This is a genomic window from Micromonospora sp. NPDC047707, assembly GCF_040704235.1.
GTDB lineage: Bacteria > Actinomycetota > Actinomycetes > Mycobacteriales > Micromonosporaceae > Micromonospora.
Map to the genome: position 1 here is coordinate 97093 of NZ_JBEYSU010000007.1, position 13328 is coordinate 110420.

Consider the following 13328-nt stretch of genomic DNA (forward strand, 5'->3'; position numbering starts at 1 on the left):
GCCCGGCCCCCCGGCCTCCACGGCCGGGCGTCCCTGCGGCACACGCACCGGACACACCGGCGGGTCTGGTCGTCCCCAGCCGATAGGCTCGCCGGCGTGACGGATTCCGGGCAGCTCACCCACGTCGACGCCGCCGGCGCGGCCCGCATGGTCGACGTCTCCGCCAAGCCGGTCACCGGGCGGCTCGCCGTCGCCGCCGGCCGGCTCCGCACCACGACCGAGGTCGTCGACCTGCTGCGCCGGGACGGGCTGCCGAAGGGCGACGCGCTCGCCGTCGGCCGGCTGGCCGGCATCATGGGCGCGAAGCGCACCCCCGACCTGATTCCGCTCTGCCACCCCATCGCCCTGCACGGCGTCACCGTCGACCTGACCCTCACCGAGGACACGGTCGAGATCACCGCGACGGCCCGCACCGCGGACCGTACCGGCGTCGAGATGGAGGCGCTCACCGCCGTCGCGGTCGCTGGCCTGGCCCTGGTGGACATGGTGAAGGCGGTCGACCCGGCGGCCTCCGTGGACGCCGTGCGCGTGCTCCGCAAGGAGGGCGGCAAGACCGGCGAGTGGGTCCGTCCGGAGGACCGGCCGTGATCCGGGCCCGGGTGGTCGTGGCCTCCAACCGCGCCTCCGCCGGGGTGTACGCGGACACCAGCGGCCCCCTGCTCGCCGCCGGCCTCCGCGAACTGGGCTGCCAGGTGGACGAGCCGGTCGTGGTGCCGGACGGCGATCCGGTCGGTGCGGCGCTGCGCGCCGCCGCCGCCGACGGGGTGGACGTCGTCGTGACCAGCGGCGGCACCGGCATCAACCCGTCGGACCGCACTCCCGAGGTGACCCGGGCCCTGCTCGACCACGAGATCCCGGGCATCGCGGAGGCGATCCGCGCGTACAGCCGGGACCGGGTGCCCACCGCGGTGCTGTCGCGGGGTGTGGCGGGCGTGCTGGGCCGCATGCTGGTGGTCAACCTGCCGGGCTCGACCGGCGGCGCCCGCGACGGGCTCGCCGTGCTCGGCCCGATCCTCGCCCACGCCGTCGACCAGATCCGCGGCGGCGACCACTGACCCGGCCACCGGCGCCCCGGCCGGCCGTGACCGCCGCATAGTCTCCCGGCGACCGCTGGGTGGGCGCTCGACCCACTGGACCGGCGGTGGCGGGCACGCCCCGATACGCTCGTCCGGTGAGCACGGATACCGCATCGGCCGCCGACCGGGTCGCCGCGCCCCCACCGGCGGGCTGGGAGGAGGCGCGCTCCCGGGTGTACGCCGTGGGCCTGGCCGCCGCGCTGCCCACGGTCAGCCGGCCGCTCGCCGAGATCGACGGGCACACCCTGGCCGAGCCGCTGACCACCCGCACGGCGCTGCCGGCGTTCCCCACCTCCAGCGTGGACGGCTGGGCGGTGCGCGGTGCCGGCCCGTGGCGGGTGGTCGGGCGGGTCCTGGCCGGCAGCACCCCGGCGCCGCTGGCCGAGGACGGGACGACCGTCGAGATCGCGACCGGGGCGATGGTCCCGGAGGGCACCACGGCCGTGCTGCGGGTCGAGGAGTCGAGCCGTACGCCGGACGGGCGGGTGGCCGGCACCCCGCGGCCGGCGCCGGAGTGGCGCGAGCCCGGCGAGGAGGCGTACGACGGGGAGGAACTCCTCCCCGCCGGCACCCCCGCGGACCCGGCGGTGATCGGTCTGGCCGCCTCCTGCGGACACGACACCCTGCGGGTCCGTCGGCAGCCCCGCGCGGCGCTGCTGGTCTTCGGTGACGAGCTGCTGACGGCGGGTCCGCCCGGGGCCGGCCGGGTCCGGGACGCGCTGGGGCCGTCGGTGCCGGCGTGGCTGCGCCGCTACGGCTGCGTCGTGCGCCCGTCCGACGTGGTGGGGCCGGTCGCGGACACGCTGCCGGCACACGTGGGCGCGCTGCGGGGCGCGCTGGCCAACGCCGACCTGGTCTGCACCACGGGTGGCACGATGCACGGCCCGGTCGACCACCTGCACCCCGCGCTGGAGGCGCTGGGCGCCGACTACGTCGTCAACACCGTCGCGGTGCGTCCCGGTTTCCCGATGCTGGTGGCCCGGCTCGTCGGCGCCGACGGTCGGGTGCGGTTCGTCGCCGGGCTGCCCGGCAACCCGCAGTCCGCGATCGTCGCGCTGGTGTCGCTGGTCGCCCCGCTGCTCGCCGGCCTCGCCGGCCGTCCGATGCCGGTGCTGCCGTCCGCGACGCTCGCCGAGCCCATCCCGGGTCGGGGCGGCTACACCCACCTCGCGCTGGTGCGGCTGGACCGCACCGCCGGCACCGCCCACCCGGTCCGGCACGTCGGGTCGGCGATGTTGCGGGGGCTGGCCGGTGCCGACGGGTTCGCAGTGATCCGTCCGGGGACGTCCGGGGAGCCGGGGGACCGGGTACCCGTCGTGCCACTGCCGCTGCTGCCCGGGGAGCGTGCGTGGTGACCGCGCCCACCGCCGCGTTCGGCGAGGTGACCGAACGCCCGCTCGATCTCGCCGCGCACGAGGCGGCGGTCGCCGACCGCCGGGCCGGTGCGGTCGTGTCGTTCCAGGGCGTGGTCCGCGACCACGACCACGGGCGCGCCGTGACCAGCCTCGAGTACGAGGGTCACCCCAGTGCCGAGCGGGTGCTGCGGGAGGTCGCCGCCGAGATCGCCGCCGACCCCGACGTGTACGCGGTGGCGGTGTCGCACCGGATCGGCCCGCTGGAGATCGGTGACGTGGCGCTGGTGGCGGCGGTCAGCACGGCACACCGGGCCGCCGCGTTCGCCGCCTGCGCCCGTCTCGTCGACGAGGTGAAGGCGCGCCTGCCGATCTGGAAGCGGCAGGTGTTCGCCGACGGCACCGAGGAGTGGGTGAACTGCCCCTGAGGCCGACCGGCCTGCTCGTCCCGGCACGGTGTGCCCGGACCGCGCCTCCCGTCCCGGGCGACCGGTGACGCGCGGTAGGCGCGGCCGTCAGCGGCGGTTGGTCACCGCGCCGGGGCGGCCGGCCCGATCGCCGTAGAAGGCCGGCTCCGCGCCGGGCCGCCACGGCAGCGCGGCCACCAGCACGATCAGCGCCAACGCCAGCGAGTTCTCCATCAGGGCGCCGAAGAGACCGTCCTGGTAGTGGGAGACCTCGGGGAGCTGGTGCTCGTACGGCCAGATCGGCGAGACCAGGAAGAGCAGGTAGAGGACCACGGCGGCGACTCCGTGCCGGAACCCGGTCAACGTCGGGTACCAGATCGGGGAGCGGAGGCCGTTCACCCCGGGTAGCCCGCCCAGCCCGGCCCGGGCGGCGAGACCCCGGCTCGCGTCGCGGCGGCGGAGCGCGGCGTCGGCCAGCACGATGACCGCCGGGATCACCCAGACCAGGTGGTGCGTCCAGGAGATCGGGCTGATCACGTTGGTGGTGAGCCCGACCAGCGTGAACGCCGTCAGCTCGTCGCCGTCCGCGCGCGCGTTGACCGCCCGGGACAGGCCGAGGGCCAGCATCAGGATCGCGAACGCGAACCAGAGCAGGCCCGGCGTCTCGATCGAGTCGTACAGCCGGGCGAGCAGGCCGGCCAGCGACTGGTTGGGCGTCATGTCGGCGGCGCCGACCCGCTCGGTCTGCCAGAGCACCCCGCCGAAGTAGGCCCGCGACTCCGGACCGACGACGGCGAACGAGCCCACCGTCACGGCCGCCACCGTGGCGACGGCCGTCGTCGCCGCGCGCCACTGGCGCGTGATCATCAGGTAGCCGATGAAGAGGGCCGGGGTCAGCTTCACCGCGGTGGCGAGACCGATGCCGACGCCGGCCCAGGCGCCGCTGTAGACGAAGCGCAGCAGCAGGCCGTCCGTGGGGGCGACGTGCGTGCCCCGGCGGGCGCGCCAGCGCAGACCGATCAGGTCGGCCATGACCAGCGCGAAGAGGAGCAGGTTGACCTGGCCGTAGCCGAGGGTCTCACGGGCCGGTTCGAGGGCCACGGCGCACGGCGTGGCGATCGCCACCGTGTACCACAGCGGCCAGCCCAGCCGGTCGACGATCGGGCGCAGCAGCCCGGCCAGGACCACGGCCAGCGCGGCGATGCTCGCCGCGGCGTTGACCAGACCGGCCAGTTCCACCGGAAGGTGTGCCATCGGAAGCATGACGAGCCCCGCGAACGGCGGGTACGTGAACCCGAGGGTCGTGCCGGGCGAGATGAACCCGTACAGCTCGTGGCCGCTCGCCCACCACACCACCGCGCCGTGGTAGATCTTCATGTCGAAGAAGTTGTACGGCCGCCCGAACGCGCCGATGGCAAGCCATGCGGCGTAGGCGACGGCGGCCACGATGCCGGTCCGTACGACTGTCCTGCGATCGATCCCACGCGTAACGCGACGGACTGGGGCGAGGCGGTCCACACGTCCACCGACGGTCGTCGGCATGGCGTGGCCACCCCCGTACCAAGGTCGTCCTAACCGTCCAGGTCCGGTACGGAGCCTAGAACGACCCCTCACGTCAGTGCCTCCCGCGTTATCCGACCGTGTCCGATCCCACACAAGTTTTTGACATTTCCACCGCGTTAACGCCTACCGGGTGGTTCGCCAGACTTCTGGCGTTGACCCGGGGTGGAGGTCGACGGAGGGGAGGATCGACGCAGGTCAGCCGGGGAGGCGTCGAGCCGTCGCTGCTGATCGTACGGCGATTCGGGCCTCTCGGCGGGCGGTACGGACAGCTCGCTGCACCGAACGTCGCGAGTGGCCGAACCGGTGGCCGGTGCGCCACCGCAGACCGGGCTTCCCTTCGGTGTCGGCGGCGGCGAGCAGAAGGCCGCCGAAGAGACCGAGGTTCTTGAGGAAGTGGATCTGGTTGTTGACCTTCGCCGCCGGGTCGTCGTTGTTCCAGAAGGGATGACCGGCGATCGTGACCGGGACGAGGGTACCCGCCAGTACGAGCGCCGCCGGTCGGGTGAACTTCCCCGTGGCGAGCATCAGGCCGGCGCCGAGCTGCACCACCGCGTTGGCCCGGACCAGCGTCTCGGTGTCGGTGGGAATGCGGGGGTGGGCCCGCTCCAGCAGCGGGGTCACCCGTTCGGTCACCGGCTGGGCGGCGGCGACGAGCCGGCCCGGGTTGGCGAAGTTGCGGGCCCCACTGACCACGAAGATGCCGCTCAGCATGGCACGGGCGAGGGAGCGTACGGGTTTCATGGGTCAGTCATACCCCGTCACGCCCACCCCTACCCCGGCAACGGCCGATCCGGATCGGTCGACATTGACGTGTCCGCCACGCCGATTCCAGCGACCGTCGCGGATGGACCCCTGGCGACGGGTAACCTCCCCCGCGTGACGACACTGCGGCTCCGCCCGGAGGACCCGGCCGACACCGGCGCGGTCCGGCGCGTGCTGGCCACCGCCTTCGCCCGTCCGGACGTGAGCACGCCGCCCGAGGTGGGTCTCGTCGACGAGCTGCGTGCCAGCGACGCCTGGCAGCCGGAGCTGGCCATGGTCGCCGAGTACGGGGGCGAGATCGTCGGCTACGCCCTGCTCACCCGGGTCCGGGTGCGCTCCGATCAGGGCGACGCGCCGGCGCTGGCCCTCGGCCCGGTGGCGGTCGCCCCGCACCGGCAGCGCATCGGGCTGGGCACGGCGGTGGTGCAGGCCGCCCTCGACGCGGCCACCGAGCTGGGCGAGCGCCTGGTGGTGGTGCTCGGCGACCCCGCGTACTACCGGCGGTTCGGCTTCGACCGTGCCGACCAGATGGGCCTCACCAGCCCCTGGTCCGGCCTCGGCGAGCCGTGGCAGGCGCTGGAGCTGCCGCCCGCCGCCAGCGGGGAGGGCCCGCCACCGCGGGGCGAGGTGCTCTTCCCGCCCCCGTGGGCCAAGGTGTAAACGATCCCGCCCGCTGCCGGCGGGGACCCGCCCCGGCGCGGCCCGCCTGCCGCGCTCACGCCGGTTGGGTACGCAGGTAGCGGCCGAAGTGGGGGACGGTGAAGGCGACCGTGCCGCGCTCGCCGGAGTAGATCAGGCCCTTCTTGATCAGGGCGTCCCGGGCCGGGGAGAGACTCGCGGGCTTGCGGCCCAGGGCCCGGGCGATCTCGGCCGTCGGCACGGCGGCGTCCATGTCGTCCCGACCGCCGCCGTCGGTCTCGCCCTCGACCAGGGACAGGGTCGCCATGGCGCGCATGTACTCGCGCTCGGCGGGGGTGGCCCGCTCGAACCGGGAGCCGAAGAAGCCGACCGCCAGCTCCGCCTCCGCCTCGGGGGCCGCCACCCGCACGTCGGCGGCGGTGATCGGTGAGCGGGGCGCGTGGTCCCAGGTCGCCTTCCCGTACGCCTGGACGAAGTACGGGTAGCCGCCGGACTTCTCGTAGAGCAGGTCGAGTGCCTTCTGCTCGTACTCGACCTCCTCGCGCTCGGCCGGCGCGCACAGTGCCTGATCGGCGGCGATCCGGTCCAGCCGGTCGATGCGCTGGTAGCGGAAGAGCCGCTCCGAGTACGACTTGGCGGCGCTGAGCACGGCCGGCAGGTGCGGCAGGCCCGCGCCGACGACGATCAGCGGTGAGCCGAGCTGGGACAGCTCGTGGCACGCGGCGCAGAGCGCGGACACGTCCTCGGGGCCGAGGTCCTGCATCTCGTCGATGAAGATCGCGATGCCGGTGCCGACGTCCTCGGCGATCGCGGCGGCGTCGGAGAGCAGCTCGACCAGGTCGATCTCGATGTCGCCGGAGTCGGCCCGGCCGGTGGCGGCGGGCACGTCGATGCCGGGCTGCCAGCGGTCGCGTAGCTTCGGGCCCGCGCCACCGCGCCCGGTCGGGGCCGAGCGCTGCGCGAATGCCTTGAGGACGCCCAGGAACGCGTCGATCCGGTCCGGGGCGCGGTGCCGGGGTGCCAGCTCCCGGACCGCCATGTGCAGCGCGGCGGCGATCGGGCGGCGCAACGACTGGTCGGGCCGCGCCTCGATCTTGCCGCTGCCCCAGAGCCCGTTGATCGCCTGCGAGCGCAGTGTGTTGAGCAGTACCGTCTTGCCCACTCCGCGCAGCCCGGTGAGCATCAGGCTGCGTTCGGGCCGGCCACGGGCGATGCGCTCCAGCACGATGTCGAAGACGTCCAGCTCGCGCCCCCGCCCAGCCAGCTCGGGCGGGCGCTGGCCGGCGCCCGGGGCGTACGGGTTGCGGACCGGATCCACGCATCGGAGAGTATCGGGCCGTCTAGCGGCGAGGCTAGACATCCGTAGATGGGACTACCGGCGTGTCGGCGGTCAGTGCCGTCGCTGCGGGTCTCGACACAAAACTAGGGCTGTCTAGCGTCCACGCTAGACAGCCCTAGTTTTGGCGATCAGCGCTGCTTCAGGCAGAGCACGTAGTCGAGCAGGTTCACCGAGTTGTCGTGGACGTAGTTGGCGGTGGCCTGCGGCGCCAGGATCTCGCAGCGGTCCCCGTCGGTCGTGGCGGGGATGCGCAGCAGCACCTCGTACGTGTTCGGGCCGCACGGCACCTTGCGCAGCTCGGCGTCGTCGTCGGTGCCGTCGTTGACCACGCAGTCGCCCTTGGCGAAGTCGTCGCCCTCGTCGTCGGTGGGCGTCGGCGCGCTGGTCGGCAGCGGATCCCGCGTCGGGTCGACCGGAGCGGTCGGCGCGGGGGGCGCGACAGAGGTCTCGTTGTCGGCCACCTGCCAGACCGCCCAGCCGGCGAGGCCGAGACAGGGGCAGAGCAGGAACAGCACGACCAGCCCGATGATCAGCGCGATCCGACCGCCGCGCTGCTTCGCGGGTGCCGGGGGCATCGGATACCCACCGGGCGCGCCCCACGGCCCGCCCGCGGCGGGCACGGTGCCCGGCGGGACCGGGCCGGTCGGGGAACCGGCGGAGGGGAACGCACCAGGCGTCGGACCGGCCGGCGGGTACGGCCCGGGCGGCGGGAACCCGGAGGCCGTCGGCGGCGGGTAGCCCGAGCCGGAGGTTGGCGGCGGCGGGTAGCCCGAGCCGGACGCGGGCGGCGGCGGGTAGCCGGCACCGGACGGCGGCGGCGGGAATCCCGAGCCGGACGTCGGCGGCTGGTGGACCGTCGGGTCGTCGCCGGTCTGCCGGACGGTGGGCTCGTCGCCGGCTGGCGGCCTGGCCCATTGCGTAACGGTCGGGTCGGCGTCGGACGGGGGTGCGTCCCACCCGGGAACGGTCGGTGGTTCCGGCGTGCCGGCGGGCTGCGGCGCCCCCTCCGGCGGGCCGGGCTGGCGCTGGGTCTCGTCGTCCGGCGGGCCGGCTGATCCGTACGTGGTCATCACTACCCCAGGGGTGCGGTGGCTCAGCGCTGCTTCAAGCAGAGCACGAAGTCGAGGGTGTCCAGTTCGCTGTCGAAGAAGTACCAGTTGGTGTAGTTGTCGACCTTCGCGCACTTCGCCGCGGCGTCCTTCTCACCGGTGGTGGGGCCGTCGACGCGGTGCAGCACCTCGTACGTCTTCGCGGCGCACTCGCTGATCAGCAGCTTGGGCTTCCCGCCGGCCGGTCCGTCGTTGCGGACGCACTGACCGACCTTCACGAAACGCGGGTCGGCCGAGGACTCGGGGGCCGCGACGCTCGGCGCCGGGCTCGCCTGGTCGCTCGGCCCGGCCGATCCGGGGGCGGCCGCAGCCGTCGGAGACGCCGCCGGTGGCGTGGGCTCGCCCTGGCCGAGCAGGTAGAGGACGGTCGCCCCGCCGCCGAGCACCAGCAGCAGGACGGCGGCGAGCACCGCGATCAGCGGGCCCTTGCGGCGGGACGGCCGGGAGGGGGGTGCCGGATCACCGCCGTGGCCGCCGGGGTCGCCCGAGTGCACGGGCCGCCCGTCCGCGGGCGCGGACCAGGGCGAGTACGCCGGCCGGTACGGCTCGGTGCCGTACCCCTGCGGTGAGCCGTACCCGGCGTGCGGTGGGTCGTCGGGGCGCGGCGGGCGGTCGTACCCCGGGGGGTAGCTGCCGGGGTTCGGGCCCGGCGGGTACGCGTCCCGCCACCCGCGCTCCGGCGGCCCGTACGCGTCCCCGGCGCGTCGGCCCCGCCACGGCTCCCCGGCGGTGCCGTCCGGTGGTCCGTAGTTCGCCATGCGCCCCTCCTGCACGAGTGGTGAGGCCGGCCACCTCGCTGGGACGCCGACATCCCCGCCACCGTAGCGTGGCGGTGCGATGAGCTCACCTCCACCAAGTGCGACACCGACCACCGGCCCGGCCGCCGTCTCCGGCGGGCCCGGCACCGCCCCCGCGCTCGTCTGGACGGCACTGCTGCTGGTGTACGTCCTCTGGGGCTCGACCTACCTGGGCATCCGGATCGCCGTGGAGTCGCTGCCACCCCTGGCCTCGGCGGCGCTCCGGTTCGCGGCCGCCGGCCTGGTCCTCGCGGTCGTGCTGCGGCTGCGCCGCGGCCCCGGCGCCCTGCGGGTCGACCGGCGTCAGCTCCGCTCCGCCGCGCTGGTCGGCGTGCTCCTGCTGGCCGGCGGCAACGGGCTCGTGGTGCTCGCCGAGTCCGGGCCGCCGGGCGTGGCGGTGCCGTCCGGGATCGCCGCGCTGCTCGTGGCCACCGTGCCGCTGCTGGTGGTGCTGCTGCGCTCCGCCACCGGCGACCGGCCGGGACTCGCCACGCTCGGTGGGGTGACGCTGGGCTTCGCCGGCCTCGTCCTGCTGGTGCTGCCGACCGGCGGAGTGGGGGCGGTGCCGCTGGTCGGCGCGTTGACCGTGGTCGCGGGGGCGACGAGCTGGTCCGTCGGCTCGTTCCTGTCCGGCCGGCTGCCGATGCCGGCCGACCCGTTCGTCGCCACGGTGTACGAGATGTTCGCCGGGGCGGCGGTGCTCGCACTTCTCGCGGTGGGGCGCGGAGAGCTGCGCGGCTTCGATGCGGGCGCGGTCACCGCCCGGTCGTGGTGGGCGCTGGCGTACCTGATGGTGTTCGGCTCGCTGGTGGCCTTCACCGCGTACGTGTGGCTGCTTCACCACGCCCCGATCTCGCTGGTCAGCACGTACGCGTACGTCAACCCGGTGGTCGCGGTGGCGCTCGGCGCGCTGCTCGTGGCGGAACCGGTCACGCCGCAGGTACTGCTGGGCGGCGCCGTGATCGTCGCGGGCGTCGCGTTGGTGGTCACCACGGAACGCCCGGCCCGCCGCTGAGCGATCGGTGTTAGGAAGGGACCCTTGTACAACGCCAGGCGTTAACAGGGGGCCCTTCCTTTCAGATCAGGCGGAGCTGGCGGTCCTTGGGGCGGCGGGGTTCCGTTTCGCCGAGGCGTTCGAACAGGCCGGGGTCGATGGTGTCCAGGAACGGGGACGGGCGACAGTCGCGCTCGGTGCCCTGCCGGGTCCGGCGGGCGGCGTGGCTGACGTAGAGGCGGTCCTGCGCCCGGGTCAGGCCGACGAAGAAGAGCCGCCGCTCCTCGGCCACCGCGTCGTCGTCCGGCTCCGATCCGGGCCAGCGCAGCGGCAGCAGCCCGTCCTCGGCGCCGACCAGGAAGACCACCGGGAACTCCAGCCCCTTGGCGGCGTGCAGAGTGAGCAGCGTGACCGCCTCGGCGCGCGGGTCGAGGGCGTCCACCTCCGCGCCGGTGGCGAGCTGGGACAGGAACAGCTCCAGGTCGTCGCCGCAGCGCCGGGCCAGCGGGGTGAGCAGGTCGACCGCCACCCGCACGTCGTCCGGCCGGACCGTACCCGACCCGTCGAGGGTGGGCGTGGCGAAGCGCTCGGCGACCAGCTGGCCGGCGAGGCGCACCCGGGCCGGCAGGCCACCGCCGAGGCCGTTGGCGTGCCGCAGCTCGCGGGCGATGGCGGCCACCCCGGGCCGGTCGCGCAGCCGGTCGTGCGAGCGCTTCTGCACCGGGATGTTCGCCCGGGTCAGCGCGTCCACGATCGGCGCCGCCTGCGAGTCGGTGCGGTAGAGCACGGCGATGTCGGAGAACGACAGCGTGGTCGTCCGCCCGTCGATCCGTCCCGAGTCGAGCGAGCGGTGCGAGAGACCGCCGACCAGCTCGTCGACCGTACGGACGACGAAGTCGGCCTCGTCGGCGACGGACGTGGCGGCGTACCGGCCGACCAGCGGGGCCTCCGGGTCGAGCCGCGCCGGGTCCAGCCGGCGGCCCCGGACCAGCGACGACGGTGCGATCGCCTGCACCGCGGCGGCCAGGATCGGGGCCGACGAGCGGTAGTTGCGGTTGAGCCGCACCAGCCGGGCGTCGGTGAAGTCCTGCGAGAACCGCAGGAAGTACCCGACGTCGGCGCCCCGGAAGGAGTAGATCGCCTGGTCCGGGTCGCCGATCGCGCAGAGGTTGCCGTCGGCCGGGCTGAGCAGCCGCAGCAGCTCGTACTGCACCTCGTCGACGTCCTGGTACTCGTCGACGAAGATCCACCGCCACCGGTCCCGGTACGCCTGCACCAGCTTCCGGTCGGCCCGCAGCAGCGCCAGCGGGAGCGTGAGCAGCTCGTCCAGGTCGACCAGGTCCTGCTTGCGCAGCAGTGCGAGGTAGCTGTCCCGGTCGTCGCCGGCCTCCACCCGGGCCGCCGCCCGGTCCGCGTCGTCGGCGATCCGGAAGTCCGCCGGCAGCCCGGCGGCCCCGGCGTTCTCCCGCAGGATCTGGAGGCCCACCGAGTGGAACGTGCCGACGGTGACGTCCTCGGCGACCGGGCCGAGCAGCCCGTCCAGGCGGTGCCGCAGCTCCTCGGCGGCCCGCCGGGTGAACGTGATCGCCAGGCAGTGCTCCGGGAAGACGTTCAGCTCCGCGCACAGGTACGCGATCCGGTGGGTCAGGGTGCGGGTCTTGCCGGTGCCCGGGCCGGCGACGATCAGCAGCGGCCCGCCCGGCGCGGAGGCGGCGACCCGCTGCATCGCGTCCAGCCGGTCGAGCAGGCCCGTACCGACCTCCTCCATCCCGGACAGCATCGGCTCGAACGGCTCGTGCGGTGAGGGCGGCGGCGCGATCGGAGGCGGGGGCGGCGCCGCCCGCTTCGGCTCCGGCTTCGGCGCCGGGCGCTTGGCCTTCGGCTTCGGCGCCGGCTCCACCGGCCGGCGCTGCGCCGGCACGGGTACGTCGAACAGCGTCTCCTGGGTGGCCGGCCCACCGCCGCCGCCCAGCTCGGCCGGGTCGAAGAGGGTGATGACGCCGTACTCGCCGTCGTAGCCCGGCACCCGGCGGACCTCGCCGCGGCGCAGCCGGCCGATCCCCTCGGCGAGCAGGTCGCCGCCGACCCGGCCGATCTCGTCCAGCGGCGTACGGGTGAGGATCTCCAGCTCCGGGCCGAGCGCGGCGACCAGCTCGTTGAGCTTGCCCTCGACCCTCTTCGACCGGGGGCCCACCTTGTTGATCTCGCCGAGGATCTCGGCCAGCGGCACCAGGTGGGTGACGTCGCGGGCGTGGGCCGGCCGGTGCCCCTCGGGCCGGTCGGCCAGCTCCTCGACCCGGCTGAGGACGCCGACGGTCAGCGGCTTGCCGCACTCCGGGCAGCGCCCGCCGGCCGCCCGGGTCCGCTCCGGCGCCCAGTTGACGCCGCAGAGCCGGTGACCGTCCGCGTGGTACTTCCCCTCTTCCGGGAAGAACTCGATCGTCCCGGCCAGCCCGTCGCCGGTCCGCAGCGCCTCGCGGATGGCGAAGTAGTCCCGGTCGGAGGTGAACACCGTGGCCTCCCGGGCCAGCGCCGGCGGGGAGTGCGCGTCGGAGTTCGACACCAGCTGGTAGCGGTCGAGGCTGCCGACCCGCCAGTTCATCCCCGGGTCGGAGGAGAGACCGGTTTCCACCGCGAAGATGTGCTCGGCCAGGTCGGCGTAGCAGTCGGCGATGGCGTCGAAGCCGGACTTGGAGCCGAGCGCGGAGAACCACGGCGTCCAGATGTGCGCCGGCACCAGGTACCCGTCCGGGCTCGCCTCCAGGGTGATCTCCAGCAGGTCTCGGGAGTCGAGACCGAGGATCGGACGGCCGTCCGACCCGAGGTTCCCGATCCGCCCGAGCGCGGTGTTGAAGCGGGCCACCGCGTCCAGGTCGGGCAGGTAGATCAGGTGGTGCACCTTGCGCGTCCGGTCGTCGCGCTTGTAGATCGTGGAGATCTCCACGCTGAGCATGAACCGGACCGGGTCGGTCTCCGCCTCGCTGGCGAGCCGCGGCGGCAGCCGGCGCGCGATGTCCCGCTCGGCCTCCGGGCTCAGCCGGTGCAGGCCCGGCTCGGCCGGGTGCAGGGTCTCGCGGAGGTGGTCGTACCAGGCGGGGTGCGTAAAGTCACCGGTGCCGAGCACGGCGACGCCCTTGCGCCGGGCCCACCAGCCGAGGTTCGGCAGGGTGAGGTCACGGCTGCACGCGCGCGAGTACTTCGAGTGGATGTGCAGGTCCGCGACGAAGGGCGGGAGGCCACCGGGGGGTGCGGCGCTGATCGGAGGCACGCCGCATCCTGCCACGCCGCCC

The 13328-nt window shown here is 74.6% G+C and carries 12 protein-coding genes; 6 read left to right on the forward strand and 6 right to left on the reverse strand.

Going from position 1 to position 13328, the window contains the following annotated elements:
- Positions 1 to 96: 96 nt before the first annotated feature.
- The 4 genes from moaC to AB0873_RS10400 all read left to right on the forward strand — a co-directional run bounded on the left by moaC (position 97) and on the right by AB0873_RS10400 (position 2856).
- Positions 97 to 588, forward strand: a complete 492-nt coding sequence (gene moaC / locus AB0873_RS10385) for a cyclic pyranopterin monophosphate synthase MoaC (RefSeq protein ID WP_155329640.1) — start codon at positions 97 to 99, stop codon at positions 586 to 588.
- Positions 585 to 1055 (forward strand): MogA/MoaB family molybdenum cofactor biosynthesis protein, encoded by a 471-nt coding sequence (locus AB0873_RS10390; RefSeq protein WP_155329641.1) that lies wholly within the window; start codon positions 585 to 587, stop codon positions 1053 to 1055. The genes moaC and AB0873_RS10390 overlap by 4 nt, the downstream gene beginning before the upstream one ends.
- 116 nt (positions 1056 to 1171) lie before the next feature.
- The gene (locus AB0873_RS10395; protein WP_366599377.1) at positions 1172 to 2431 is read left to right on the forward strand and encodes a molybdopterin molybdotransferase MoeA; all 1260 of its coding nucleotides are present in this window, start codon (positions 1172 to 1174) and stop codon (positions 2429 to 2431) included.
- On the forward strand, positions 2428 to 2856 hold the full coding sequence (locus AB0873_RS10400; protein WP_366599378.1) for a molybdenum cofactor biosynthesis protein MoaE: 429 nt from the start codon (positions 2428 to 2430) through the stop codon (positions 2854 to 2856). Before AB0873_RS10395 ends, AB0873_RS10400 begins: the two co-directional genes overlap by 4 nt.
- 87 nt (positions 2857 to 2943) lie before the next feature.
- Here the strand turns inward: AB0873_RS10400 and AB0873_RS10405 are convergent, their stop codons facing one another.
- The gene (locus tag AB0873_RS10405; RefSeq protein WP_155329644.1) at positions 2944 to 4377 is read right to left on the reverse strand and encodes a glycosyltransferase 87 family protein; all 1434 of its coding nucleotides are present in this window, start codon (positions 4375 to 4377) and stop codon (positions 2944 to 2946) included.
- A 216-nt stretch (positions 4378 to 4593) separates the two neighbouring features.
- A complete protein-coding gene (locus AB0873_RS10410; protein ID WP_366599379.1) occupies positions 4594 to 5139 on the reverse strand; it encodes a DoxX family protein in 546 nt (181 codons plus the stop codon).
- A 135-nt stretch (positions 5140 to 5274) separates the two neighbouring features.
- On the opposite strand from AB0873_RS10410, the gene AB0873_RS10415 reads away from it, so the two are divergent.
- Positions 5275 to 5820 (forward strand): N-acetyltransferase, encoded by a 546-nt coding sequence (locus tag AB0873_RS10415; protein ID WP_366599380.1) that lies wholly within the window; start codon positions 5275 to 5277, stop codon positions 5818 to 5820.
- 55 nt (positions 5821 to 5875) lie between these two features.
- Here the strand turns inward: AB0873_RS10415 and AB0873_RS10420 are convergent, their stop codons facing one another.
- The 3 genes from AB0873_RS10420 to AB0873_RS10430 all read right to left on the reverse strand — a co-directional run bounded on the left by AB0873_RS10420 (position 5876) and on the right by AB0873_RS10430 (position 8741).
- A complete protein-coding gene (locus AB0873_RS10420) occupies positions 5876 to 7117 on the reverse strand; it encodes an ATP-binding protein (RefSeq protein ID WP_155329647.1) in 1242 nt (413 codons plus the stop codon).
- Positions 7118 to 7266: 149 nt separating this feature from the next.
- Positions 7267 to 7671, reverse strand: a complete 405-nt coding sequence (locus AB0873_RS10425) for a hypothetical protein (RefSeq protein ID WP_366599533.1) — start codon at positions 7669 to 7671, stop codon at positions 7267 to 7269.
- 560 nt (positions 7672 to 8231) lie between these two features.
- Positions 8232 to 8741 (reverse strand): hypothetical protein, encoded by a 510-nt coding sequence (locus tag AB0873_RS10430; RefSeq protein ID WP_155333983.1) that lies wholly within the window; start codon positions 8739 to 8741, stop codon positions 8232 to 8234.
- Between the two features lie 343 nt (positions 8742 to 9084).
- Here AB0873_RS10430 and AB0873_RS10435 point away from each other — a divergent pair, with 343 nt between their 5' ends.
- Positions 9085 to 10059 carry an EamA family transporter gene (locus AB0873_RS10435; RefSeq protein ID WP_366599381.1) on the forward strand — a complete coding sequence of 325 codons (975 nt, stop codon included), beginning with the start codon at positions 9085 to 9087 and terminating at the stop codon, positions 10057 to 10059.
- Between the two features lie 61 nt (positions 10060 to 10120).
- Here the strand turns inward: AB0873_RS10435 and AB0873_RS10440 are convergent, their stop codons facing one another.
- A complete protein-coding gene (locus AB0873_RS10440) occupies positions 10121 to 13306 on the reverse strand; it encodes a UvrD-helicase domain-containing protein (RefSeq protein WP_366599383.1) in 3186 nt (1061 codons plus the stop codon).
- Between the last annotated feature and the right edge of the window lie 22 nt (positions 13307 to 13328).